This is a genomic window from Streptomyces sp. NPDC036984 (genome assembly GCF_055607665.1).
Genome location: NZ_JBVJRL010000001.1, coordinates 280,302 through 302,988, shown reverse-complemented (window position 1 = coordinate 302,988; position 22,687 = coordinate 280,302). Strand labels below are relative to the sequence as shown.

The 22,687-nt window shown below is 71.0% G+C and carries 18 protein-coding genes; 8 read left to right on the top strand and 10 right to left on the bottom strand.

Annotation, left to right across the window (positions count from 1 at the left end; genetic code table 11):
* Positions 1–52 precede the first annotated feature (52 nt).
* The 5 genes from ACZ7DL_RS01355 to ACZ7DL_RS01335 all read left to right on the top strand — a co-directional run bounded on the left by ACZ7DL_RS01355 (position 53) and on the right by ACZ7DL_RS01335 (position 6,717).
* Positions 53–838 carry a class I SAM-dependent methyltransferase gene (locus ACZ7DL_RS01355; RefSeq protein WP_470770470.1) on the top strand — a complete coding sequence of 262 codons (786 nt, stop codon included), beginning with the start codon at positions 53–55 and terminating at the stop codon, positions 836–838.
* A 768-nt stretch (positions 839–1,606) separates the two neighbouring features.
* Positions 1,607–2,380 carry an isoprenyl transferase gene (locus ACZ7DL_RS01350; protein WP_470770469.1) on the top strand — a complete coding sequence of 258 codons (774 nt, stop codon included), beginning with the start codon at positions 1,607–1,609 and terminating at the stop codon, positions 2,378–2,380.
* Positions 2,381–2,729: 349 nt separating this feature from the next.
* Positions 2,730–4,055: a PhoH family protein gene (locus tag ACZ7DL_RS01345; RefSeq protein ID WP_470770467.1), complete on the top strand. Its 1,326-nt coding sequence runs from the start codon at positions 2,730–2,732 to the stop codon at positions 4,053–4,055.
* A gap of 399 nt (positions 4,056–4,454) precedes the next feature.
* Positions 4,455–5,165, top strand: a complete 711-nt coding sequence (locus tag ACZ7DL_RS01340; RefSeq protein WP_470770465.1) for an aggregation-promoting factor C-terminal-like domain-containing protein — start codon at positions 4,455–4,457, stop codon at positions 5,163–5,165.
* Positions 5,166–5,307: 142 nt separating this feature from the next.
* Positions 5,308–6,717: an AI-2E family transporter gene (locus tag ACZ7DL_RS01335; RefSeq protein WP_470770463.1), complete on the top strand. Its 1,410-nt coding sequence runs from the start codon at positions 5,308–5,310 to the stop codon at positions 6,715–6,717.
* Between the two features lie 21 nt (positions 6,718–6,738).
* Here the strand turns inward: ACZ7DL_RS01335 and ACZ7DL_RS01330 are convergent, their stop codons facing one another.
* Positions 6,739–7,272 (bottom strand): alkyl hydroperoxide reductase, encoded by a 534-nt coding sequence (locus tag ACZ7DL_RS01330; RefSeq protein ID WP_014674689.1) that lies wholly within the window; start codon positions 7,270–7,272, stop codon positions 6,739–6,741.
* A gap of 3 nt (positions 7,273–7,275) precedes the next feature.
* Positions 7,276–7,830 carry a peroxiredoxin gene (locus tag ACZ7DL_RS01325; protein ID WP_470770461.1) on the bottom strand — a complete coding sequence of 185 codons (555 nt, stop codon included), beginning with the start codon at positions 7,828–7,830 and terminating at the stop codon, positions 7,276–7,278.
* Between the two features lie 132 nt (positions 7,831–7,962).
* Here ACZ7DL_RS01325 and ACZ7DL_RS01320 point away from each other — a divergent pair, with 132 nt between their 5' ends.
* The gene (locus ACZ7DL_RS01320) at positions 7,963–8,907 is read left to right on the top strand and encodes a LysR substrate-binding domain-containing protein (protein WP_470770459.1); all 945 of its coding nucleotides are present in this window, start codon (positions 7,963–7,965) and stop codon (positions 8,905–8,907) included.
* A gap of 101 nt (positions 8,908–9,008) precedes the next feature.
* Here the strand turns inward: ACZ7DL_RS01320 and ACZ7DL_RS01315 are convergent, their stop codons facing one another.
* The 5 genes from ACZ7DL_RS01315 to ACZ7DL_RS01295 all read right to left on the bottom strand — a co-directional run bounded on the left by ACZ7DL_RS01315 (position 9,009) and on the right by ACZ7DL_RS01295 (position 13,811).
* Positions 9,009–11,342, bottom strand: coding sequence for an ABC transporter permease (locus ACZ7DL_RS01315; RefSeq protein WP_470770457.1), 2,334 nt, complete (start codon positions 11,340–11,342; stop codon positions 9,009–9,011).
* Complete coding sequence (locus ACZ7DL_RS01310; RefSeq protein WP_470770456.1) at positions 11,339–12,028, bottom strand: ABC transporter ATP-binding protein; 690 nt, start codon at positions 12,026–12,028, stop codon at positions 11,339–11,341. The genes ACZ7DL_RS01315 and ACZ7DL_RS01310 overlap by 4 nt, the downstream gene beginning before the upstream one ends.
* Positions 12,025–12,549, bottom strand: coding sequence for a PadR family transcriptional regulator (locus ACZ7DL_RS01305; RefSeq protein ID WP_360743530.1), 525 nt, complete (start codon positions 12,547–12,549; stop codon positions 12,025–12,027). Before ACZ7DL_RS01305 ends, ACZ7DL_RS01310 begins: the two co-directional genes overlap by 4 nt.
* A 117-nt stretch (positions 12,550–12,666) precedes the next feature.
* Positions 12,667–12,903, bottom strand: a complete 237-nt coding sequence (locus tag ACZ7DL_RS01300; protein WP_470770453.1) for a type II toxin-antitoxin system antitoxin — start codon at positions 12,901–12,903, stop codon at positions 12,667–12,669.
* Complete coding sequence (locus ACZ7DL_RS01295) at positions 12,900–13,811, bottom strand: SPFH domain-containing protein (RefSeq protein ID WP_470770452.1); 912 nt, start codon at positions 13,809–13,811, stop codon at positions 12,900–12,902. Before ACZ7DL_RS01295 ends, ACZ7DL_RS01300 begins: the two co-directional genes overlap by 4 nt.
* A 216-nt stretch (positions 13,812–14,027) precedes the next feature.
* Here ACZ7DL_RS01295 and ACZ7DL_RS01290 point away from each other — a divergent pair, with 216 nt between their 5' ends.
* Complete coding sequence (locus tag ACZ7DL_RS01290; RefSeq protein ID WP_470770451.1) at positions 14,028–16,355, top strand: transglycosylase domain-containing protein; 2,328 nt, start codon at positions 14,028–14,030, stop codon at positions 16,353–16,355.
* A gap of 57 nt (positions 16,356–16,412) precedes the next feature.
* Here the strand turns inward: ACZ7DL_RS01290 and ACZ7DL_RS01285 are convergent, their stop codons facing one another.
* The 3 genes from ACZ7DL_RS01285 to ACZ7DL_RS01275 all read right to left on the bottom strand — a co-directional run bounded on the left by ACZ7DL_RS01285 (position 16,413) and on the right by ACZ7DL_RS01275 (position 21,018).
* Positions 16,413–18,542 (bottom strand): SpoIIE family protein phosphatase, encoded by a 2,130-nt coding sequence (locus tag ACZ7DL_RS01285; protein WP_470770449.1) that lies wholly within the window; start codon positions 18,540–18,542, stop codon positions 16,413–16,415.
* A 304-nt stretch (positions 18,543–18,846) separates the two neighbouring features.
* Positions 18,847–19,536 carry a cytidylyl-2-hydroxypropylphosphonate hydrolase gene (fomD, locus tag ACZ7DL_RS01280; protein ID WP_470770448.1) on the bottom strand — a complete coding sequence of 230 codons (690 nt, stop codon included), beginning with the start codon at positions 19,534–19,536 and terminating at the stop codon, positions 18,847–18,849.
* A gap of 84 nt (positions 19,537–19,620) precedes the next feature.
* Positions 19,621–21,018, bottom strand: a complete 1,398-nt coding sequence (locus ACZ7DL_RS01275; protein ID WP_470770446.1) for a class II fumarate hydratase — start codon at positions 21,016–21,018, stop codon at positions 19,621–19,623.
* 103 nt (positions 21,019–21,121) lie between these two features.
* Between ACZ7DL_RS01275 and ACZ7DL_RS01270 the strand changes: the two genes are divergently transcribed.
* Positions 21,122–22,666, top strand: coding sequence for a ricin-type beta-trefoil lectin domain protein (locus tag ACZ7DL_RS01270; protein WP_470770444.1), 1,545 nt, complete (start codon positions 21,122–21,124; stop codon positions 22,664–22,666).
* Positions 22,667–22,687 lie beyond the last annotated feature (21 nt).

The window sequence follows — 22,687 nt, the reverse complement described above, 5'->3', positions numbered from 1 at the left end:
ATCGCCGGATAACCGGCAGGCCCCGTCGTCCGCCCCTTGGGATCATGGCGGGATGACAGCGAACCGATCCTTCGAGGACCTCGTGGCCGAGGGCGTCGCCGTGCCCACCGAGGGATGGGACTTCTCCTGGTTCGAGGGGCGGGCCAGTGAGGCCCGGCCCTCGTGGGGGTACGCCCGGTCGGCGGGGGAGCGGCTGGCGGGAGCCGAGGCCGCGCTCGACGTCCAGACCGGTGGCGGGGAGGTGCTGGACTCCGCGCTGAGCGGGGCGGAGCCGGACCGGCCGGTGCTGGTCGCGGCGACGGAGGGCTGGCCGCCGAACGTCGCCAAGGCCACCGCCCTGCTGCGGCCGCGCGGTGTCGTGGTGGTCGCCGCCCCGGACGACGCGCCGCTGCCGTTCGCGGACGAGGCGTTCGACCTGGTGCTCAGCCGCCATCCGGTCCGCCCGTACTGGGACGAGATCGCCCGGGTGCTGCGGCCCGGCGGCACCTATTTCGCCCAGCACGTGGGGCCCAGCAGCGTCTTCGAGCTGGTCGAGTACTTCCTCGGGCCGCAGCCGGAGGAGGTGCGCCGGGCCCGCGCCCCCGAGCGGGAGCGCGCCGACGCGGAGGCGGCGGGGCTGGAGGTGGTGGATCTGCGGGCGGAGCGGCTGCGGATGGAGTTCCAGGACATCGCCGCCGTCGTCCACTTCCTGCGCAAGGTGGTCTGGATGGTCCCGGGCTTCACGGTGGAGGCGTACGAGCCCCAACTCCGTGCGCTGCACGAGCGGATCGAGAAGGAGGGACCGTTCGTCGCGCACAGCGCCCGGCAGCTGTTCGACGTACGCAGGCCGGGCCGCTGACGAAATCCGATGGAAAGGGCATACCTGATCAAAGCGGGTGACGGTTCATCTCCTGTTCTCCCAGGGTTTCCACATTGTTATCGATCCTGGTTCTCGTGAGTCCCACCCGTCACGTAAGTTCAGACCAAGGTTATTCGCGTCAGCAAAGCTGCGCGGCCGGTACCGCGCAGTGGAGGGGGCTGCGCGGTGCCGTGAAACCGGATGATCTTCGTTCGGTCTCCGTAGCGGAATCGTCAAGTCACCGTTCGCTGGCCGCACCGCCCATCGGGGGGACCCTGGGCAACTCGCCGATGTGCCACCAAGATGGCGTAAGCCCTACGAATTCATTCGTATCCGACCGGAATCCCCTGGGATTCTGCTGTGAATCGGCCAGGAAGCACCCCTGAATCCGACATTCTGCGGCCACCGGGGCGTTGCCGGATGATTCCGGAGAGTAGTTGTGGCACGCCGATGCACCCACCATCCCTTACGAAGGGTTATGGTGGAAACCCCCCCTCGGGCCGGTCCGTCTCCCCCCCACGGACCGGCCCGTTTTTTCGTCCCCGCCCGGAACTGCTCGGCCACAGGCCGGCGTCTCCCACCAGGGGCACCATGTGCGGCGGGCGGGCTCCGCCGCGCGGGCGCGATCGCCCCCGCCGACCCGCAGTCGGCGGCGAAACCGCACGAATCCCGCACCTCAAAACCCCGTGCCGGAAGCAGGCCGCAGACAGCGGTAGGCTCGACGGCTCCGGCACCCCGTTCCCCGCGCCCAACCCCCGGAGGGTCTACGTGAACCTGCGCGACAAGCTGCGCGGCCTGCTCGTCAGGCTCTACGCACGCCGGGTGGAAGGCCACCTCGACCACGCTCAGGTGCCCAAGCACATCGGCGTCATCATGGACGGCAACCGCCGCTGGGCGAAGGCGTCCGGCTCCAGCACCGTCCACGGTCACCGGGCCGGCGCAGAGAAGATCGAGGAGTTCCTCGGCTGGTGCAGCGAGACCGACGTCGAGGTCGTCACGCTGTGGCTGCTGTCCACCGACAACTTCGACCGGCCGCAGGAGGAACTCGTCCCCCTGCTCGGCATCATCGAGGACGTCGTCCGCACCCTCGCCGCCGACGGCCGCTGGCGCGTGCACCACGTCGGCACCCTCGACCTGCTGCCCGCGCAGATGCAGACGGCGCTGAAGGAGGCCGAGGAGGCCACCGCCCACATCGACGGCATACTCGTCAACGTGGCCATCGGCTACGGCGGCCGGCAGGAGATCGCCGACGCCGTGCGCTCGATGCTGCTCGACGCGCACGACAAGGGCGTGCCGATGGAGGACCTCGCCGAGTCCGTCGACATCGACATGATCGGGCGTCACCTCTACACCGGAGCCCAGCCGGACCCGGATCTGGTGATCCGCACCAGCGGAGAGCAGCGGCTGTCCGGATTCATGCTCTGGCAGACCGCGCACTCCGAGTACTACTTCTGCGAGGTCTTCTGGCCGGCCTTCCGCAAGGTCGACTTCCTGCGCGCCCTGCGTGACTACGCCGCACGTCACCGCCGCTACGGCGGCTGACCCGCCCGCACCGCCCCGCCGCCGCCCGGTGGCGGGGCGCTTTCGGATACCCCGATTCGCGAGGACGTAACAAGGAGTTCACCGGCGCGCTGGTGGCCGCTTTTGCATGGCGGCGCATGTTCGAGGGCATAAGCCAAGCAGGTCGACACCCGAACCACGGGCGTCGGATCTCAGCGGGCGGCACGGGGCCGTCCGCCCGGGAGGCCCTTTGCACCAGCCCGACCGTGCGGTCCTGGCACGGAAGCAGCCGCGGGGGGCCGGTTCACGGCTCGCCGTGCCGCGGGGGCCAGACACCGGTCCAGCATCACTTCGTCGCTCCCCGACCTCATCCGAGGGGGTACGTCCTTCCGTGGTGACCAGCACAAAGCGCCACAAGCCCGACCGGCGCACCTATGTTCTCGACACCAGCGTCCTGCTGGCCGACCCGAACGCCCTGAGCCGCTTCGACGAGCACGAGGTCGTGCTCCCCGTCGTGGTGGTCACGGAGCTGGAGGCCAAGCGGCACCATCCCGAACTCGGCTACTTCGCCCGCCAGGCGCTGCGCCTGCTGGACGACTACCGGGTGAAGTACGGTCGCCTCGATGCCCCCATCCCGATCGGGGAGCTCGGCGGGACGATCCGTGTCGAGCTCAACCACTCGGACCCCAGCGTGCTGCCCACCGGCTATCGCCTGGGGGACAACGACTCCCGCATCCTCGCGGTGGCCCGCAACCTGCAGGCCGAGGGGTTCGACGTCACCGTCGTGTCGAAGGACCTGCCGCTCAGGATCAAGGCGTCCTCGGTCGGCCTCCTCGCCGAGGAGTACCGGGCCGAACTCGCCATCACGGAGAACTCCGGCTGGACCGGAATGTCCGAACTCACCCTGTCGGCCGAGCAGGTGGACATCCTCTTCGAGGAAGGACACGTGTACGTGCCGGAGGCCTCCGACCTCCCCGTGCACACCGGCCTGACCATCCAGTCCGAGCGCGGCAAGGCGCTCGGCCGGGTCACCGCCGAGGGCAACGTCCGGCTGGTGCGCGGCGACCGGGAGGTGTTCGGCATCAAGGGCCGCAGCGCCGAGCAGCGCATCGCGCTCGACCTGCTGCTCGACCCGGACGTCGGCATCGTCTCGATGGGCGGCCGGGCCGGCACCGGCAAGTCGGCGCTGGCGCTGTGCGCGGGCCTGGAGGCGGTGCTGGAGCGCCGTCAGCACCAGAAGGTGATGGTCTTCCGGCCGCTGTACGCCGTCGGCGGGCAGGAGCTGGGCTATCTGCCGGGCAGCGAGGCGGAGAAGATGAGCCCGTGGGCGCAGGCCGTCTTCGACACCCTCTCGGCGGTCACCAGCCGGGAGGTCATCGAGGAGGTCACCGCGCGCGGGATGCTGGAGGTGCTTCCGCTCACCCACATCCGCGGGCGCTCGCTGCACGACGCGTTCGTGATCGTGGACGAGGCGCAGTCGCTGGAACGGAACGTTCTGCTGACCGTTCTGTCCCGGATCGGTGCCAACTCGCGGGTGGTACTGACCCATGACGTGGCACAGCGGGACAATCTGCGCGTAGGCCGCTATGACGGCGTCGTCGCCGTCGTGGAGAAGCTGAAGGGGCATCCCCTCTTCGCCCATGTCACGCTGACCAGGTCCGAGAGGTCCCAGATTGCAGCGCTTGTGACCGAAATGCTGGAGGACGGCCACATCTGACGCTGACCTGACGGCCGTTGGCGCCGTCCGGCAAAGGCGACGAGCCTAGCCGGGCGGCGCCTTCGCGCGTGGAGCTTTCCTGAAATCCCTGGGGCCAAACGGGATGTGAGCTTTCACACGCAACGCAGAATTGCCACCCGGCGTCCGGTTACGGCAGAGTCTCAGTCCTGTCAGGCCCCGCATACGACACACCTGTACCCCCAGCGGTACGGCACCACAGACGCATCACCAACTCCATAGAGTTCGTCGTATGCCGCCCGAGCACCTCGCGGCGCTCCCTTCGGGGGAGTTGCCCACCGGGCCCGCGCCTCCCGTGACCCCGCAGTTGGGAGGCCAGTGTCAGGGGCACGATTGCGTCCGCCAGGGTCACCGAAGCGGGCGATGCTGGAAGGAAACCGTGTGAGCCGGATTTCGGTCCGGGGATTCGCAGTGGCCTCGGCCACCGCGGTCACCGCCGTCGGAAGCGTCGTCGGCGTTGCCTCGGGCAGCGTCGCGCAGAACAACAACGACGCCGAGGCGACGGCAGCCGACACCACGCTCCTCGCGGACATACCCGCGGGTCAGCAGGCGCAGGTGCAGACCGCGTCCCTGACGCAGCAGGCCGACGCTCAGGCCATCGCCGCGGACGCGAGCGCCAAGAAGGACGCCGAGGAAGCGGCCCGCAAGGCCGCCGCCGAGACCGCGATCGCGAAGAAGGAAGCGGCCGAGCAGGCGGCCAAGGCGGCCAAGGAGGCCAAGGAGCGCGCCGAGACCAAGGCCGCGACGGCCAGCCGCGACGACGTCCGCGACTCCTCCAGCTTCCCGACCCAGAGCAGCTACTCGGTCGCGCAGATCCAGGCGATGGCCCGTCAGATGGTGGCGGGCGACCAGTTCCAGTGCTTCAGCAACATCGTGGACCACGAGTCCAGCTGGAACTACCGTGCGGTGAACGCCTCCTCCGGCGCCTACGGCCTCTTCCAGGCCCTGCCCGGCTCCAAGATGTCCTCCGCCGGTGCCGACTGGCAGACCAACCCGGCCACCCAGATCAAGTGGGGCCTCAGCTACATGAACGGCCGCTACGGCAGCCCCTGCCAGGCCTGGTCGTTCTGGCAGGCCAACCACTGGTACTAGGACGCCCGCCCGTCCGGCGCTCAACCTCGCGCAGCCCCTCCCCGTCCTCAGGGGAGGGGCTTTCGCCCTGTACGGTCGTACCGGACGACTCCAGGGGGGAGTGGTGGCGAACACCCAGGGACGCGGGGGAAGAGGACGGATGATGTCGCGAGTGCCAGGGTGGCTCGGCCGGCTGGGAGCCGGTCTCACCGAGATGAGCGAGCGCCTGAACGAGCGCCGCGCGGCGGCGGAGCAGGACCCCGCGGAGCCCGCCGCGTCCGCCGAGCCGGCCGAGACCGCCGAGCCGGCCGCGTCCGCCGAGCCGGCCGAGACCGCCGAGCCGGCCGCGTCCGCCGAGCCGGCCGAGACCTCCGCGTCCGCGCCGGCCGACGCGCCCGCCGCCGAGGCGGCCGGGCCCGCCCGCAAGCCCGCGCCGCCGGCGCGCGGCCCCCGCCCCGACCCTGCCGAGGCCGTGCCCTGGGGTGTCCGGGTCGCCGCCGAGGCCGGCTGGCGGGTGCTGGTACTGGCCGGCACGGTCTGGGTGCTGATGCGGGTCATCAGCGCCGTCCAGCTGGTGGTGTTCGCCTTCGTCATCGCGCTGCTGGTCACCGCCATGCTCCAGCCGACGGTCGCCCGCCTGACCCGCCGCGGGGTGCCCCGCGGCCCGGCCACCGCGCTCACCGCCATCAGCGGCTTCGTCGTCATCGGCCTGATGGGCTGGTTCGTGACCTGGCAGGTCATGGAGAACATCGACACGCTCTCCAGCCAGATCCAGAGCGGCATCGACGATCTGCGCAACTGGCTGCTGAAGAGCCCCTTCCACGTCACCGACAAGCAGATCAACCAGATCGCCAAGAACCTGCGCGAGGCGATCGGCGCCAACGCCGACCAGATAACGTCCGCGGGCCTGGAGGGCGTCCAGGTCATCGTGGAGGCCCTCACCGGCATCCTGCTGGTGTTCTTCTCGACGCTGTTCCTGCTCTACGACGGCAAGCGGATCTGGGAGTGGTTCCTGAAGCTGGTGCCCTCGGCCGCCCGCCCGGGCGTGGCCGGCGCCGGCCCGCGCGCCTGGCGCACCCTGACCGCCTACGTCCGCGGCACGGTCCTGGTCGCCCTCATCGACGCCATCTTCATCGGCATCGGCATCTACTTCCTGGACGTGCCGATGGCCGTCCCGCTGGCCGTCTTCATCTTTCTGTTCTCGTTCATCCCACTGGTCGGCGCGGTCGCCTCCGGCGCGCTCGCGGTGATCGTGGCGCTGGTCACCCAGGGTGTCTTCACGGCCGTGATGACTCTGGCGGTGGTCCTCGCGGTCCAGCAGATCGAGGGGCACGTCCTCCAGCCGTTCATCCTCGGCCGCGCGGTCCGCGTCCACCCGCTGGCGGTGGTGCTGACCGTGGCCGCCGGCGGCATGGTGGCCGGTATCGGCGGCGCGGTGGTGGCCGTACCGCTGGTGGCGGTGACGAACACGGTGGTCGGGTATCTGCGGCAGTATTCGCAGGAGGTCCGGCAGCCGCAGGCGGCCACCGAGCTTGCGGCCGAGAACGCGAAGGACCCCGTCCACCAGGAGTGAACGGGGTCCTCGTCGTGCGGTTTACTCGGCCAGCACGGCCTCGGCGTCGAGGGTGACACCGACCGCCTGCACCACGGAGGCGATCTTGAACGCCTCCTGGACGGTCTCGCGCTCCACGCCGGCCTTGCGCAGCACCTGCTCGTGCGAGTCCAGGCACATGCCACAGCCGTTGATCGCGGAGACCGCGAACGACCAGAGCTCGAAGTCGACCTTCTCCACGCCCGGGTTGCCGATGACGTTCATCCGCAGGCCCGCGCGCAGGGTGCCGTACTCGTGGTCGGACAGCAGGTGCCGGGTGCGGTAGAAGACGTTGTTCATCGCCATGATGGCGGCGGCCGACTTGGCGGCCTGGTACGCCTCCGGCGAGAGGTTCGCCTTCGCCTCCGGCTCCAGCTCACGCAGCACGATCGGGGACCGGGAGGCGATCGCGGTCGCCAGCACCGTGCCCCACAGCTGCTGCGCCGGCAGCTCCGAGTTGCCGATGACCGAGCCCAGGTTGAGCTTCAGGTCCTTGGCGTAGTCCGGGATACGGGACTTCAGGGAGTCGAGCGACACGGGTCACTCACCAGCCAGCAGCGAGACCGGGTCGAGGGTCTGCTCGCCCTTGCTCCAGTTGCAGGGGCACAGCTCGTCGGTCTGGAGGGCGTCCAGGACCCGCAGGACCTCCTTGGGGTTACGGCCCACGGAACCGGCGGTGACCATCGTGAACTGGATCTCGTGGTTCGGGTCCACGATGAAGACGGCGCGCTGGGCGTAGCCGTCCTCGCCCTCGATGCCGAGGTCGCGCATCAGCTCGTGCTTGGCGTCCGCCATCATCGGGAACGGCAGGTCGGTCAGGTCCGGGTGGTCCTTGCGCCAGGCGTGGTGGACGAACTCGGAGTCACCGGAGAAACCGAGGATCTGGGCGTCGCGGTCGGCGAACTCGTCGTTCAGCTTCCCGAACGCGGCGATCTCGGTCGGGCACACGAACGTGAAGTCCTTGGGCCATGCGAAGACCACGAGCCACTTGCCCTCGTAGGACTTGTGGTTGATCTGCTCGAACTCCTTGCCCTTCTCCAGCGAGACGCAGGCGGTCAGTTCGAACTCGGGGAACTTGTCACCGACAGTGAGCACGCGCTCTCCTTGCAGCGAAGAAACTGCCCTTTTGGGGTGTTTCTCATGGGTTGGACGTTGTTGATGTTGGCACACGACCCATTGATTAGGGAAATAGCTACAATCGGTCGTGTTGATCGGAGGTAGCTATCAGTGACCATCAGTAACGGCAAGCGGAAGCAACCGAGCCTGGCGCAGCTGCGGGCGTTCGCCGCCGTGGCCGAGCATCTGCACTTCCGGGACGCGGCGGCGGCCATCGGGATGAGCCAGCCCGCGCTGTCCGGCGCGGTCTCGGCGCTCGAGGAGACACTGGGCGTGACCCTCCTTGAGCGTACGACCCGCAAGGTACTGCTCTCGCCGGCGGGTGAGCGGCTGGCCGTACGGGCCAAGGCGGTGCTGGAGGCGGTCGGGGCGCTGCTGGAGGAGGCCGAGGCGGTCCGGGCGCCCTTCACGGGCGTGCTGCGCCTCGGGGTGATCCCGACGGTGGCGCCGTATCTGCTGCCCGCCGTGCTGCGCCTCGTCCACGAGCGCTACCCGCACCTCGACCTCCAGGTGCACGAGGAGCAGACCGCCAACCTGATCGACGGCCTGAACTCCGGCCGGCTGGATCTGCTGTTGCTCGCTGTGCCGCTCGGGGTGCCCGGTGTCGTGGAACTCCCGCTCTTCGACGAGGACTTCGTGCTCGTCACCCCGCTCGATCACTGGCTCGGCGGCCGGGAGGGCATCCCCCGCGAGGCGCTGCGGGAGCTGAACCTGCTGCTCCTGGACGAGGGCCACTGCCTGCGCGACCAGGCCCTCGACATCTGCCGGGAGGCAGGCCGCGAGGACGCGCCGGTCACCACCACGGCCGCCGGGCTGTCCACGCTGGTCCAGTTGGTGGCCGGCGGCCTCGGCTGCACGCTGCTGCCGCGCACCGCGCTGAAGCTGGAGACCGCCCGCAGCAGCCAGCTGCTGACCGGCTACTTCGCCGAGCCCGCCCCGAGCCGCCGGGTCGCCTTCGCCATGCGGGCGGGGGCCGCGCGCTCTGCGGAGTACGAGGAGCTGGCGGCGGCTCTGCGCGACGCGCTCCGCGCGCTGCCGGTGCGGGTGCTGGACTAGCGCCCCGGGAAGGGGGGTTCCCGGGGCGCGCGGCTGCGGGCCGGTGGGGGCCGGTCGCGCAGTTCCCCGCCGCCCTGTGGCGGCTGCGCCGCCTACTCCGCCTACTCCGTGCGCAGCCCCTCCGGCCGCATCATCCGCAGCAGCGGTGGCAGGCTCAGCAGGGTGACCGTGAGGACCACCGCCGCGCCGGCGGCGGTCATCGACAGGACGCTCGCCCAGTCGACGGTCACCGGGGTGGCCGTCATCTTCAGCAGCACCGTGCCGAGGGCCAGTCCCACCGCCGAGGCCAGCAGCAGGCCGAGTGCGATCGGCACCGCCGTCTGCCACAGCACCGACAGGCTCAGCGTGCGGCGCCGGGTGCCGAAGGCGACCAGCGACGACAGCAGTTTGCGCCGCTCACGCAACTGCTCCAGCTGGGAGACCAGCAGGCTCGCCCCGATCAGCGCCAGCACACCGACCGCGCCGATGAACAGGCCGGTGCGCAGGGAGGTGTACTTCGTGGCCTGCTGGGTCGCCGTCCAGTGCCAGGCGTTGGCGAGGCGGTCCGCCCGCGCGGCCGTGTTGCGCACGTGCTCGTCCGCGTCCGGCACCGACAGGTCGAGGCGGATGTAGACCTGGTGGTACAGCACCGACCCGGCCTCGGCGGGCAGTGCGGACGGGGTGAGCAGCAGGCCGTCGATCCCGGACTGGAGCGAGTCCTTGCGGGCGGTCACCTGCCGCAGGCCGGCCGGTACCGTCCAGGGGATCTCGCGCCCGCGCTCGCCCTCCGAGTAGGTGGCGTCCAGGTAGCCGCGCCGGCCGGGCCGCTTGAGGGCCCGCATGGCGGCGTCGTCCTCCGTGCCGGGCACGGCGAACACGTCACCGTCCCGGCAGGACGGCAGATGGGCCAGCTCCCGCAGCGCGGCGCAGTCGCCGACGGTGATGCCGACGGTGGCCGCGGGGTCGCGTCGCTTGTCGCCGAGTCCGCCGGTGGAGATCGCCACCGACTCGCGCACGCCCTCGGTGCGGGCGAACTCGCGGGCCGCCACCGCCAGCCGGGCCCGGTCCGAGAGGTCGACCTCCATCGACGCCCGGTTCGGATCCAGGCCGGTGTCCTTGGTGTACTGGCTCTCCACGCCCGCGAACAGCATCTGGAGCGCGATCGCCCCGGCCACCGCCACCGCGATGCCGTTGACCATGCGGGCCGCCGTACCGCTGCTCAACTGAAGCCGTCGTACGGCCAGTTGCCAGGAGACCGCGCCGGCGCCGAGCCGGGCGACGACCGCCTCGACGAGCCAGGGCAGCAGCGCCGTGACGCCGACCAGGACCAGCAGGACGCCGCCGGTGACCAGGTACTGGTTGAAGTCGCCGTGGTCGCGGCCGTTGCCGATCATCGGGTAGAGCATCCCGAGGCCCACCAGCGGCAGCAGCAGCCGCCACCACAGGCGCCGCCGGGCCGGTTTGGCCGTACGCACCACGCCGAGCGGCTCCACCACCACCCCGCGCATCGCGAGCAGCGTGACCAGCACCGCGGCGGCCGGAACCGCCACCGCGACCAGCGAGACCAGCGCGGGGGAGGGGTCCAGATAGCTCGGGAAGAAGCTCTCGCCCAGTACCTCCACCGAGCCCGCCACCTGCCGCCCGATCAGGAAGAAGACGGTGCCGACCAGCAGTCCGAGCAGCGCCCCGGCCAGCGCCTCGCCGGCCGCGATGCGGCGGGTCATCCGGCTGTCGGAGCCCACCAGGCGCAGCGCGGCCAGCCGGCGGTCGCGCCGCTCGCCGCCGAACCGTACGGCCGCGGCGATGAACACGGCGACCGGCGTCAGCAGGACCACGAACACGACCAGTGTCATCAGGATGAGCACCGGGTCGGCCCGCTCGGTCGTCGGGTGCGGATCACCGAACGCGGTCAGCCGCACCACGCGCGTGCTGTTCTTGGCCGCCACCATGCCGTCGGCGCCCGCGTAGTAGGCCAGCTCGTGCGAGCCGATCAGCCCGGCCTCGCCGATCGTGCCGGTGATCCGGTCCGGAAGCCGCTCCCGCAGCAGCTTCGCCCCGTCCGAGGAGAGCAGCTCCTTCAACGCGGGCGAGACCACCATCTCGCCCTTCTTCGGGAAGTGGTCCACACCGGGCGGCAGCGGCGCCCGCGCGCCCTCGGGCTGGAGCAGCCGGCCCCGGACGTCCTCGCCGTGCCAGTTGGTGTTGCTCAGGCCGACCAGCACGGTGTTCTCGCCCTTGGGCGGCACGGCACTGCCGTAGGTGAGGTCCTGGCGGGCCTGTTCGCGCGCGTGCCGCGCCGTCAGCACGTTCGGCAGCGCGGTCGTGAGCAGCAGCAGCGCCACGCCCAGGCCGACGCCGACCGCCGTGAGCACCATCCGGACCCAGCCCTCGCGCCCGCCGGTGACGGCGAACCGGACGCCCATCGCCAGATCCCTGGCCCACTGCCGGACGTTCATATGGCCCGCTCCATGTCCCGGGACCTGCCGTCGCGTACGACGATCTCCCGGTCGGAGTAGGCGGCGACCCGGGCCTCGTGCGTGACGAGCACGACGGCCGCGTTCGTGGACCGGGCCGCGTCCGTGAGCAGCTCCATCACGCGCTCGCCGTTGAGCGAGTCGAGTGCGCCGGTCGGTTCGTCGGCGAAGAGCACCCGGGGTCCGGTGACCAGCGCCCGCGCCACCGCGACCCGCTGGCCCTGGCCGCCGGAGACCTCGCCGGGCCGCTTGTCCTTGAGGTCGTCCACCTCCAGGCGCTCCATCCAGCTGAGCGCGGCCCGCTCGGCCTGCTTGCGGGAGGTGCCGTTCAGCCTGAGCGGCAGCGCCACGTTCTCCACGCAGGTCAGCTCGGGGACCAGCTGGCCGAACTGGAAGACGAAGCCGAACTCGCTGCGGCGCAGCGCGCTGCGCTCGCTGTCGCTCATGCCGGCCAGTTCGCGGCCGGCGTAGGTGATGGAGCCGGAGTCGGGCGGCACGATGCCGGCGAGGCAGTGCAGCAGCGTCGACTTGCCGGAGCCGGAGGGGCCCATCACGGCGACGACCTCACCGGGGTGGATGGAGAACTCGGCGCCGTCGAGCGCGACCGTGGGGCCGTAGGCCTTGCGCAGGTTCTCGGCGGCGAGCAGGGAGCCGGGCGGAGGGGTCATCGGGCCACCGCCGCACGGAGCTTGTCGAGGCGCGCGGCGGTCAGTTCCAGCCAGCGCAGGTCGGCCTCCAGGTGGAACAGGGCATGGTCGCAGATCAGCTGGTCCGCGAGATCGCCCTTGCGCTTGCGGTCGGTCAGGATCCGCATGCTGCGCAGGTGCTCGGCGCGCTGCGTGTCGAGGATGTCGGCCGCGTCGCGGTGGGTGAGGAGGGCGAGGACGACCTTGGTGTAGAGGGTCGACTGGAGGTACTCCTCCGGCTTCTCCGGGGTGGCGAGCCAGCGCTCGACGTCGGTGATGCCGGCGTCCGTGATGGCGTACCGCTTGCGCTCGGGGCCGCCGCCCGCCTCGATGCCGTCGACTTCCACGAGGCCGTGCTTCAGCAGCCGGGACATCGTGGAGTAGACCTGGCCGTAGTGCAGCGGCCGGTCGTGACCGAACTTCTCGTCGAAGGCCCGCTTGAGGTCGTAGCCGTGGCGCGGGCCGGACTCCAGGAGCCCTAGAAGGGTGTGACCGATGGACATGGGAGCACTCTACACACGGTGTATACGCGGTATGTATACGCCGAGTGTGCAGGCATTGGCGGGGGGTACGGCCGCGCAGGTGGCGGGCGATTGTCACGGTTGTGCTACACGGCTCTGCTACCCGGCCGAGCCGCCGGGCGGCCGCCCCCGGCGCGGCAGCGGTCCGGTGTCCTTGGGCAGTCGTCCCGCCTCCGCCAGTGCCTTGCGCAGCAGGAACTCGATCTGCGCGTTGGCCGACCGCAGCTCGTCCCCGGCCCAGCGGGCGAGCGCCTCGTACACCGACGGGTCCAGCCGCAGCAGCACCTGCTTGCGCTGCTGCGGCCGGCGCTTCGGGGTCTCCGGGGAGTCCGTCACTGGTAGAGGGTCCCGGTGTTGAGGACCGGCTGCGGGGCGCGGTCCCCGCACAGCACGACCATCAGGTTGGACACCATCGCCGCCTTCCGCTCCTCGTCCAGGTCCACGATGTCCTGCTCGGCGATGCGGGCGAGTGCCGCCTCGACCATCCCCACGGCGCCGTCGACGATCTGCCGCCGGGCCGCGACGACCGCCCCCGCCTGCTGTCGCTGGAGCATCGCCGAGGCGATCTCGGGAGCGTACGCGAGATGAGTGAAGCGCGACTCGATGATCTGCACTCCGGCCGCCTCCACCCGCACCTGCAGCTCGACGGCCAGCTTCTCGGTGATCTCCTCGGCGTTGCCGCGCAGCGACAGGCCGTCCTCGTCGTGGGCGTCGTAGGGGTACTCGATGGCGATGTGCCGCACGGCCGTCTCGGTCTGCGTGGCGACGAACTCGGCGAAGTCGTCGACCTCGAAAGTGGCCTGCGCGGTGTCCTGGACCTTCCAGACCACGACCGCGGCCAGCTCGATCGGGTTGCCGTAGGCGTCGTTGACTTTCAGGACGGCGGTCTCGTGGTTGCGCACCCTGGTGGATATCCGGGTCCGGGAGGTGAAAGGGTTCACCCAGCGCAGGCCGTCCTGCCGGATCGTGCCCCGGTAGCGCCCGAAGAGCTGGACGACCCTGGCCTCGCCCGGCGCGACCGTGTTCAGGCCGCGCATCGCGATGAGCGACGCGAGCAGGACGGCGACGCCGGCGGCGATGAGACCGCCCTCGGCGCCGGAGGATGAGGCCGCCCCCGAGGCCGCGAACAGTGCGGCCGCGGCGCCGAGCCCGACCAGCCCGAGCAGCAGGGCGAGCCCGCCGCCGATGCTGTGGGCGGTGAACTCCCGTACGCGCGGGGTTGGCATTTCGGGCAGGTCGGACATGGGTGAGCCCCCGTTCTCGTGGTGCCTAGCTTGCTTCTAGCTAAGTGATATCACTTTTGGGCTGTCAGGCAACCCCTCGCCGCTCAGAACCGTCGGTTCCCTTGGGGTGGGTGCTGATTGTCACGTCCGTAAAAGAACGGATCAGACGCCCTTTGTCATATAGGCGGGTGTTAGCTTTCGAAGCTGACCCCGAGACGGAAGCGAGCGTAGGGACCCATGGGACGAGCGGAAGAGAGACGAGCGCGACAGCGCGGTGGCCGCCGTGCGGCGCCCAAGCGCCGCCCCTCCACGCCCGCGGCGGGGACCGCGTCCGCGGGCGGTGCCGCGGCGAAGCCGCCGAAGAGCCTCATACGCCGGATGTTCACCTGGAAGAAGATCCTCGGGACGTTCTTCGGGATGTGCCTGCTGGTCATCGCGGCTTTCATCGGGCTCTACATGTACGTGGACGTCCCGGAGGGCAACGCCGCCGCCCAGCGCCAGAGCAACGTCTACAAGTTCAGTGACGGGACGATCCTGGCCCGCCAGGGCGAGGTCAACCGCGAGATCGTCGACCTGGACAAGGTGCCGCGCAAGGTCCAGCTGACCTTCGTGGCGGCGGAGAACAAGAGCTTCTACCACGACGCCGGCGTCGACCTCAAAGGCACGGCCCGCGGTCTGCTCAACACGCTGGCCGGCAAGGGCAAGCAGGGTGGCTCCACGATCACCCAGCAGTACGTCAAGAACTTCTACCTCAACCAGGACCAGACCGTCACGCGCAAGATGAAGGAACTGGTCATCTCGTTGAAGGTGGAGCGGGAGAAGTCCAAGGACGACATCCTCGCCGGCTACATCAACACCAGCTACTACGGCCGCAACGCCTACGGCATCCAGGCCGCCGCCCAGGCCTACTTCCACGTCGACGCCGAGGACCTCGACGTCAAGCAGGGCGCCTATCTCGCCGCGCTGCTCCAGGCGCCGAGCCAGTACGACTGGGCGGTCGCGACCCCCACCGGCAAGAGGCTGGTCACGGCGCGCTGGAACTACGTCCTCGACAACATGGTCGAGGAGGGCTGGCTGCCCAAGGCCGAGCGGCAGGGCCTGCGCTTCCCCAAGATCAAGGACCCCAAGGGCGCCCCGGGCCTCGACGGACAGAAGGGCTACCTGGTCGAGCTCGCCAACCAGCAGCTGGAGAACCAGCTGATGGCGGAGCAGGGCCTGACCCAGTCGCAGGCCGAGAGCGCGGTCGTCGAGAACGGCTGGACCATCACCCTGAACATCGACCGCAAGAAGCAGGCCGCGCTGGAGAAGGCCGTCAAGAGCGAGCTGACCAGCAAGCTCGACAAGAAGAAGCGCAAGGTCGACGGCGACATCCAGGCCGGCGCCGTCTCCGTCGACCCCAAGACCGGCAAGATCGTCGCGCTCTACGGCGGCAAGAACTACTACGAGCACTACTACAACAACGCCACCCGCAAGGACTACCAGCCGGCCTCGACGTTCAAGCCGGTCATCCTCGCCGCCGCGCTGGAGCAGAACGCCACCACGCAGAACGGCAAGCCGATCACCGCCAACACCCTCTACGACGGCACCAGCCGGCGCCCCGTCGTGGACCACGGCACCAAGGTCGGCTTCGCCCCGCCGAACGAGGACGACGTCAGCTACGACGACATCACCGTCCAGCAGGCCATGAACAAGTCCGTCAACTCCGTCTTCGCGCAGATGGGCGTGGACGTGGGCATGGACAAGGTCATGAGCACGGCGGGCAGGCTCGGCATGGACACCAAGGGCATGCAGGCCGTGCCCGCCCAGACGCTGGGCTCGATGGGCGCCAGCCCCCTGGAGATGGCCGGCATCTACGCCACCTTCGCCAACCACGGCTACAAGGTGACCCCGAGCGTCATCAAGTCGGCTGAACAGAAGGACCGTACGGTCGACATCCCGGACCCGGTCGGCGGCTCGGTGATCAGCCGCACGGCCGCCGACACGGTCACCTCGGTGCTCACCGGCGTGGTCGACGACGGTACGGCCAAGAGGTCCGTGGCCGGCAACCCGCTGCGCGGCGGCCGTCAGGTGGCGGGCAAGACCGGTACCTCTGACGAGAACAAGTCGGCCTGGTTCACCGGCTACACCCCCGACCTGGTCACCTCCGTCGGCCTGTTCGGCGAGGACCCGAAGACCAAGGCCCATGTGTCCATGCGGGGCGCGACCGGCCCCCTGGTCCCCCCGCCCGGCCGCATCAACGGCGGCGACTACCCGGCGAAGATCTGGGCCGCGTACACCTTCGGTGTCACGGGCAAGGCCACGTTCGACCTGAACACCACGCAGGGCGCGGCCGTCGAACCGACCGAGACGCCGACCTGGACGCACACCCCGACCCAGACGCCGTCGCAGACGCCGTCCAGCGCGCCGCCGACGTCCCAGTCACCGACCGAGACCCCGTCCCAGACCCCGTCGCAGACGCCGTCGCAGACGCCCAGCAAGACGCCGACGCAGACCCCGAGCACCGGGGTACCGACGGATCCCGTCACCGAGGACCCGCTCGACCCCGACGCGGATCTCGGCCAGTAGACGCACGAAAGGGCGCCCGGAGTCTCCGGGCGCCCTTCGTCGTCACACCGGCGGGGCTCAGCCCCGGTTCAGCTCGAACCAGACCACCTTGCCGGTGCTCAGCCGGGTCGCTCCCCAGCGCCGGGCCAGCTTGTTCACCAGGTACAGGCCGCGCCCGCCCTCGTCCGTGGCCCGGGCCTGCCGCAGGCGCGGCAGCTGGGGCACGTCGTCGCCGACCTCGCAGCGCAGCACGTGCGTGCGCAGCAGCCGCAGCGTCACCGGACGCGACGCGTACCGTACGGCGTTCGTCACGACCTCGCTGACCAGCAGCTCCACCGAGTCCGTCAGGTCTTCCAGGTCCCAGCGGGCGAGCGCGCGCCGGGCCAGCCGGCGGGCCTGGCCGGGGGCCGTCTCGTCCGGCTCCAGCGTCCAGTAGGCGACATCGCTCGGCGCGATCCCGTCGAAGCGGGCCGCGAGCAGCGCGATGTCGTCGTCCCGGTCGCCCGGGCCGAGCATGTCCAGCACCTCGTCGCACAGCGCCTCGAGGGGCGGCGGATGGTCGGGCCCGGTCAGCTGGGCGGTCGCCGCCAGCTTCTCCCGCAACTGCTCTATGCCGGTCCACACGTCCCGCAGCCGGGACTCCACCAGCCCGTCGGTGTACAGCAGCAGGGTCGCCCCGGCGGGCGCGTCCAGCTCCACCGCCTCGAAGTCCACCCCGCCGACGCCGATCGGCGCACCCGGCGGCACCCGCAGCACCTCGGCCCGGCCGCCCAGGTGTAGCAGCACGGGCGGCGGATGACCGGCGTTGGCGATCGTGATGCGGTGGGTGACCGGGTCGTAGACGGCGTACAGGCAGGTCGCCATGCGGTCGGAGCCGAGGCGCTGCGCCTGTTCGTCCAGGTGGTGCAGCACCTCCTGCGGCGGCAGGTCGAGTCCGGCCAGGGTCTGCGCGGTGGTGCGCAGCTGGCCCATGATCGCCGCCGAGGTCATCGAGTGGCCCATCACATCGCCGACGACCAGCGCGACCCGGCTGCCGGGCAGCGGGATGGCGTCGTACCAGTCGCCGCCGACCCGGGCGGTCTCCGCCGCCGGCAGATAGCGCGAGGCCAGCCGGACGCCGGTCGGGCGGGGCAGGGTCTCGGGCAGCATGGTGCGCTGCAGCTCGTCGGCGATGTACGCTTCCCGGCCGTACAGCACCGCCTTGTCGATGCCGAGCGCGCTGTGTGTGGCCAGCTGCGCGGCCACCAGCAGATCGTCCGCCTCGAACGCGAGCCGGTCCGGGCGGCGCAGGAACAGTGCCGCACCGATCACCCGGCGCCGGCCGCGCAGCGGCGCGAGGATCGCGTGCTGCCCGCCCGGCACGACCGCCTCGCCGCCCTCGCCGAGCAGCTCGGGCAGCGCGGCCCGGGCGGCGGGCGCGTCGGCGAACACCGGCCGCACCCCGCGCAGCACCTCGTTCAGGGCGCCGCCCGGCCGTACCTCGCACAGCTCGGTGGTGAGCGACGACAGATCCGCCAGCGCCGAGGGCTCCGGCTCCGGCTCGAACGCCGGCGGCAGCAGCACCCCGTCGGTGTCCCGCTCCTGAGGTATCCGGTCGGTGCGGCGCAGCCGCAGCACCACCGGACCGGTGGGCCGTTCGTCGCCGACCGGCAGCGGGTCGCGCAGATAGACCAGGATCGCGTCCGAGAACGTCGGCACGGTGGCCCGGCACAGCCCCATCACGATCTCGTCCAGGTCGAGCCCGCGGGCGATCCGCCGGGTGGCCGCGCCCACGAACCTGAGCCGGTCCCCGTCACGCCGCATCGGCATCGGCCGCCCCGGCGGCAGTCCCCGCCCGGTACGGCGCTCCTGGCCGGCCGGCGCCCGCTCCTGCTCGGCACCGGGCTGCGCCGGGATGGCCTCCGGCGCGGGGCGCGGGCGATGGTCCTCCACGCTCGAACTCCCTCTGGTGGCAGCTACCCCCATCGGGTCGTCGGTGGCGGGCTGCGCGTGCTCGGGGCCGTTGACTGGGGGCTCCTTCCCCTTGCCGTCCTTTCCCTTGCCACCGGGCGTGGCCGGGCCCGGTCCCGAGGGCGTTCCCTCGGGACGGGGCTGCGCGGGTAAGGCCGGGTTGCCGAGCTGCTTCGGGGTACGCAGGAGCGCCCCGCGGCCCTCCGCGGGGTCGACGCCCGGCTGGGGGCGTTCGAAGGAGGTGGGCTGCTCCGTCACGCGTGTCGCATCCATCCGTCCGGGGCTGTGCGCCGGGTGCGCCGGGCGCGCAGTTGGTCCCGCCGAAGTGCCGATACCCGCAATACGTGCCCCAGGAACGGAATTCCCGCGGGGTCAGAGGTTGTTTCTGTGCCGTTCGCTGAGCCGCCGCGGTCCGCGGTGGTGCCGCCCTCGTACCCCTCGCTCACGTCCTGCCGCCCCTCGGTGACGATCGGTCAAGCCCGGCTCATGCTCCGGTAGTTGCACTTACGCGCCCTTGCGGAGGACGATCCTACGTTTCTTGCCCCGGGGCGCATCAAGAGTCTCATGAGGACACGTGCGCGGGCGTACGGTCCCAGTCCTCGGGGAGAGAAGGTACCGCCCAGGACGGGTCCGGGCGCCAGTGCGGCCAGCCATCGGAGAACGGCGGCCCCCACGCGCGGATCACCTCCACCGCCTCCCGTCCGGCCGCCCGCACCCGCTCCGCAGTCGCCGCGTCCATCAGTCCGTCCCGCTGGGCCTGCGCGAACTCGTCCTCGTCCCGCCAGTGCCAACTCCGGTCCGGGTGCACGGAGATGTCCAGGAAGTGGTCCTCGGAGTCCACCCCGCCCGTCCAGCGGGCCAGGGGCTGCTCCAGATTGACGTACCAGTTCTTGAACCGCCAGCCCGGGTCCCAGAACAGCCACACCGACCAGGGCCGGCCGGGCTGGGCCAGCTTCAGCACGCCGGTGCCGAACCAGCGGTCCCGCTGGACCGTGCGCGGCTTGGTGTAGCGGGACTCCAGCGGCTCCAGGTGCACCGGCGTGCCGTCGGCCAGGACCGGCTTCACGCACTCGGTGCCGGGTGCCAGCCACACCGCCAGCAGCTCCGCGTCGTCGCGTACGACGGTGACGGGCCGGGCGATGTGGAAGTGTGCGCCGCCGTTCTCCCGGTAACGCCACAGGATCTGCGTCCCCGGGGTCCAGTGCGTCGCAGGTCCCGCTGCCACTCGTGCCACCGCTCCGTCGTCCGTCATGGACAGATATTAGGTGCCACGGGCATACGACTGCTGCGGTGCACATCACGGTGCTCCGGGGTGGCCGGAAAGCTTCGCTCGCGGTTACGGCCGTGTCATCCGCAGCACGTCCAGCGCCTCGTCCAGCTGTTCCGGCGTCAGGTCGCCGCGCTCCACGTACCCGCTCTCCAGGACGACTTCACGGATCGTCTTCCGCTCGGCGAGCGACTTCTTGGCGACCTTCGCGGCCTCCTCGTAGCCGATGTACTTGTTCAGCGGGGTCACCACGGACGGGGACGACTCGGCGTACTCGCGGGTGCGTTCGCGGTCGGCGGTGATGCCGTCGATGGTCCGGTCGGCCAGCAGCCGCGAGACGTTGGCGAGCAGCCGGACCGACTCCAGGACGTTCTTGGCGAGCACCGGGAGCATGACGTTCAGCTCGAAGTTGCCGGCGGCGCCGGCGGTGGTGATGGTGGCGTCGTTGCCGATGACCTGCGCGGCGACCATCAGCACGGCCTCCGGGACGACCGGGTTGACCTTGCCCGGCATGATCGAGGAGCCGGGCTGGAGGTCGGGCAGCCGGATCTCGGCGAGACCGGTGCGCGGCCCGGAGGACATCCAGCGCAGATCGTTGGCGATCTTCGTCAGGCCTACCGCGACGGTCCGCAGCTGCCCGCTGGTCTCCACGATGCCGTCCCGGGCGCCCTGCGCCTCGAAGTGGTCGCGGGCCTCGGTGAGCGGCAGCCCGGTGGCCCGGGCGACCTCCTCGATGACGGCGGCGGAGAAGCCGGGCGGGGTGTTGATGCCGGTGCCGACCGCCGTGCCGCCCAGCGGCAGCTCGGCGAGGCGCGGCAGGGAGGCCCTGAGGCGCTCGACGCCGTACCGCACCTGGGCCGCGTACCCGCCGAACTCCTGGCCGAGCGTCACCGGGGTGGCGTCCATCAGATGCGTCCGGCCGGACTTCACCACGTCCGCGAACTCCTCGGACTTGCGCTCCAGGGACGCGGCGAGGTGCTCCAGGGCGGGGATCAGGTCGTGGGTGACGGCCGCGGTGGCCGCGATGTGGATCGAGGACGGGAAGACGTCGTTGGACGACTGCGATGCGTTCACGTGGTCGTTGGGGTGCACGTCCCGGCCGAGCCGCTCGGTCGCCAGCGTCGCGACGACCTCGTTGGTGTTCATGTTGGACGACGTTCCGGAGCCCGTCTGGAACACGTCCACCGGGAAGTGCTCGTCCCACCTGCCCGCGGCGACCTCCCCGGCCGCCTCCTGGATCGCCTCCGCGATGTCCTTGTCCAGGACGCCCAGCTCGGCGTTCACCTTCGCCGCGGCCGCCTTGATGCGGGCCAGCGCCTCGATGTGCGCCCGCTCGATCCGCTGCCCGGAGACGGGGAAGTTCTCGACGGCGCGCTGGGTCTGCGCGCGCCACTTGGCGTGGGCCGGGACCCGGACCTCGCCCATCGAGTCGTGCTCGATCCGGTACTGCGGCTCTTCGGTCGTCATCGTCGTACCTCCGAAAACATGAGCACTTGTCGCGGCACGTGTATTCCCTATCTGACTACCCACCAGTAAATACCGGGGGCAACACCTGCTTCGGGGAGGCGTCATGAAACGCGTCAGATCCAGGATCAGATGGACGGCCGTCGCTGTCGCGGCGGCCGCCACCGTGTTCGCGGGCCTCACCGCCCCCGCCACCCACGCGGTCCCGGCCGCCACGGCCGTCACGGGGGCGACGGCGGCCGCGGAGGGGGCCACACCTCTCCCGCCCGACCTGGAACGCATCCGCGCCGCCGAGGCCACCGCCCTCTACGGCGACCCGGCCCAGCGGCCCCTCGCCGACCGCAAGACCTCGCTGATCTCCCTGGGTGACAGCGAGATCTCCGGCGAGGGCGTCGGCACCTACGAGCCCGGCACCAACGGCCCGGACAACTGGTGCCACCGCTCACCCCAGGCGGCCATCCACCGCACCGGCATCCCCGCCGACGTCACCTACAACGTCGCCTGCTCGGGCGCCTACACCGGCAACATCCGCATCGGCGGCAGCAAGCAGTACGCCGACGAACTCGTGCAGAGCGACAGCCTCGCCATCAAGGCCCGCACCACCCGGATCAAGCTGATCGTGCTGGTCGCCGGCGCCAACGACGACCTCCGGTTCGGCCCCGTCATGACCGACTGCGTCACCCGCTATCTCACCCTCCAGGGCCGCTGCGAGCCGAAGTACGACCCCGGCTGGCAGGCCCGCGTCGACGCCCTCGTGCCCAAGGTGAAGGCCACCGTCGCCGACCTGAGGACGGTCATGCGGAACGCGGGCTACGCGGACGACGACTACACACTCGTCCTCATGGGCTACCCGAGCCCCATCGGCCCCGACATCCACGACAACCCCGACTACCCGGGCAAGCTCCCGGGCGGCTGCACCGGCTACGACTCCGACGCCGCCTGGGGCCGGAACACCGCCGTCCCGCTCTTCGAACGCGGCATGCGCGAGGCGGCCCGGGAGAGCGGCGCCTCCTACCTCGACAACTCCCGGCTCTTCCACGGCCACGAGGTCTGCATGGAGGACACCTGGGCACGGGGCCTGTACGTGGACCTCACCAACCCCTTCCCGCCCGACTCCAACTCGGTACGGCAGTCCTTCCACCCGGGCGCCCGGGGCCACGGCGCCTTCGCCGCCTGCCTGACCCGGTTCTACGAATCCGGCCTGCGCGAGGCCGGTTGCGCCGACCCGGCGAGCACCGGCACGCCCCGGCTGTACCCGGGCGCCTGGGACGACGCCTTCAGGCCGCTGACGAGCCCGGCCACCGGCCCCTGCCTGGACGCCTCGGGCGGATCGAGCGCCAACGGCACCGAGGTGATCGGCTGGGACTGCCACGGGGGGCGCAACCAGGGCTGGTGGTACGACACCGAACGGCGCTCGCTGCACGTGGAGTTGACCCATGACCGGTGCCTGGACGTGCCGGGCGGTTCCTACACGGCCGGCACCGGCCTGATCCTCTGGAACTGCCACGGCGGCGCCAACCAGCAGTTCGTCCGCCAGTCGGGGACGGTCCGTCCGGCGGCGGCGACGGGGCTGTGCGTGACGCTGGGCGCGGCCGGGGACCGGGCCCGGCTGCAGAGCTGTGACGGGTCGGCCGCCCAGCGCTTCAGCTGACCGACCAGGGGGCTCCGCCCC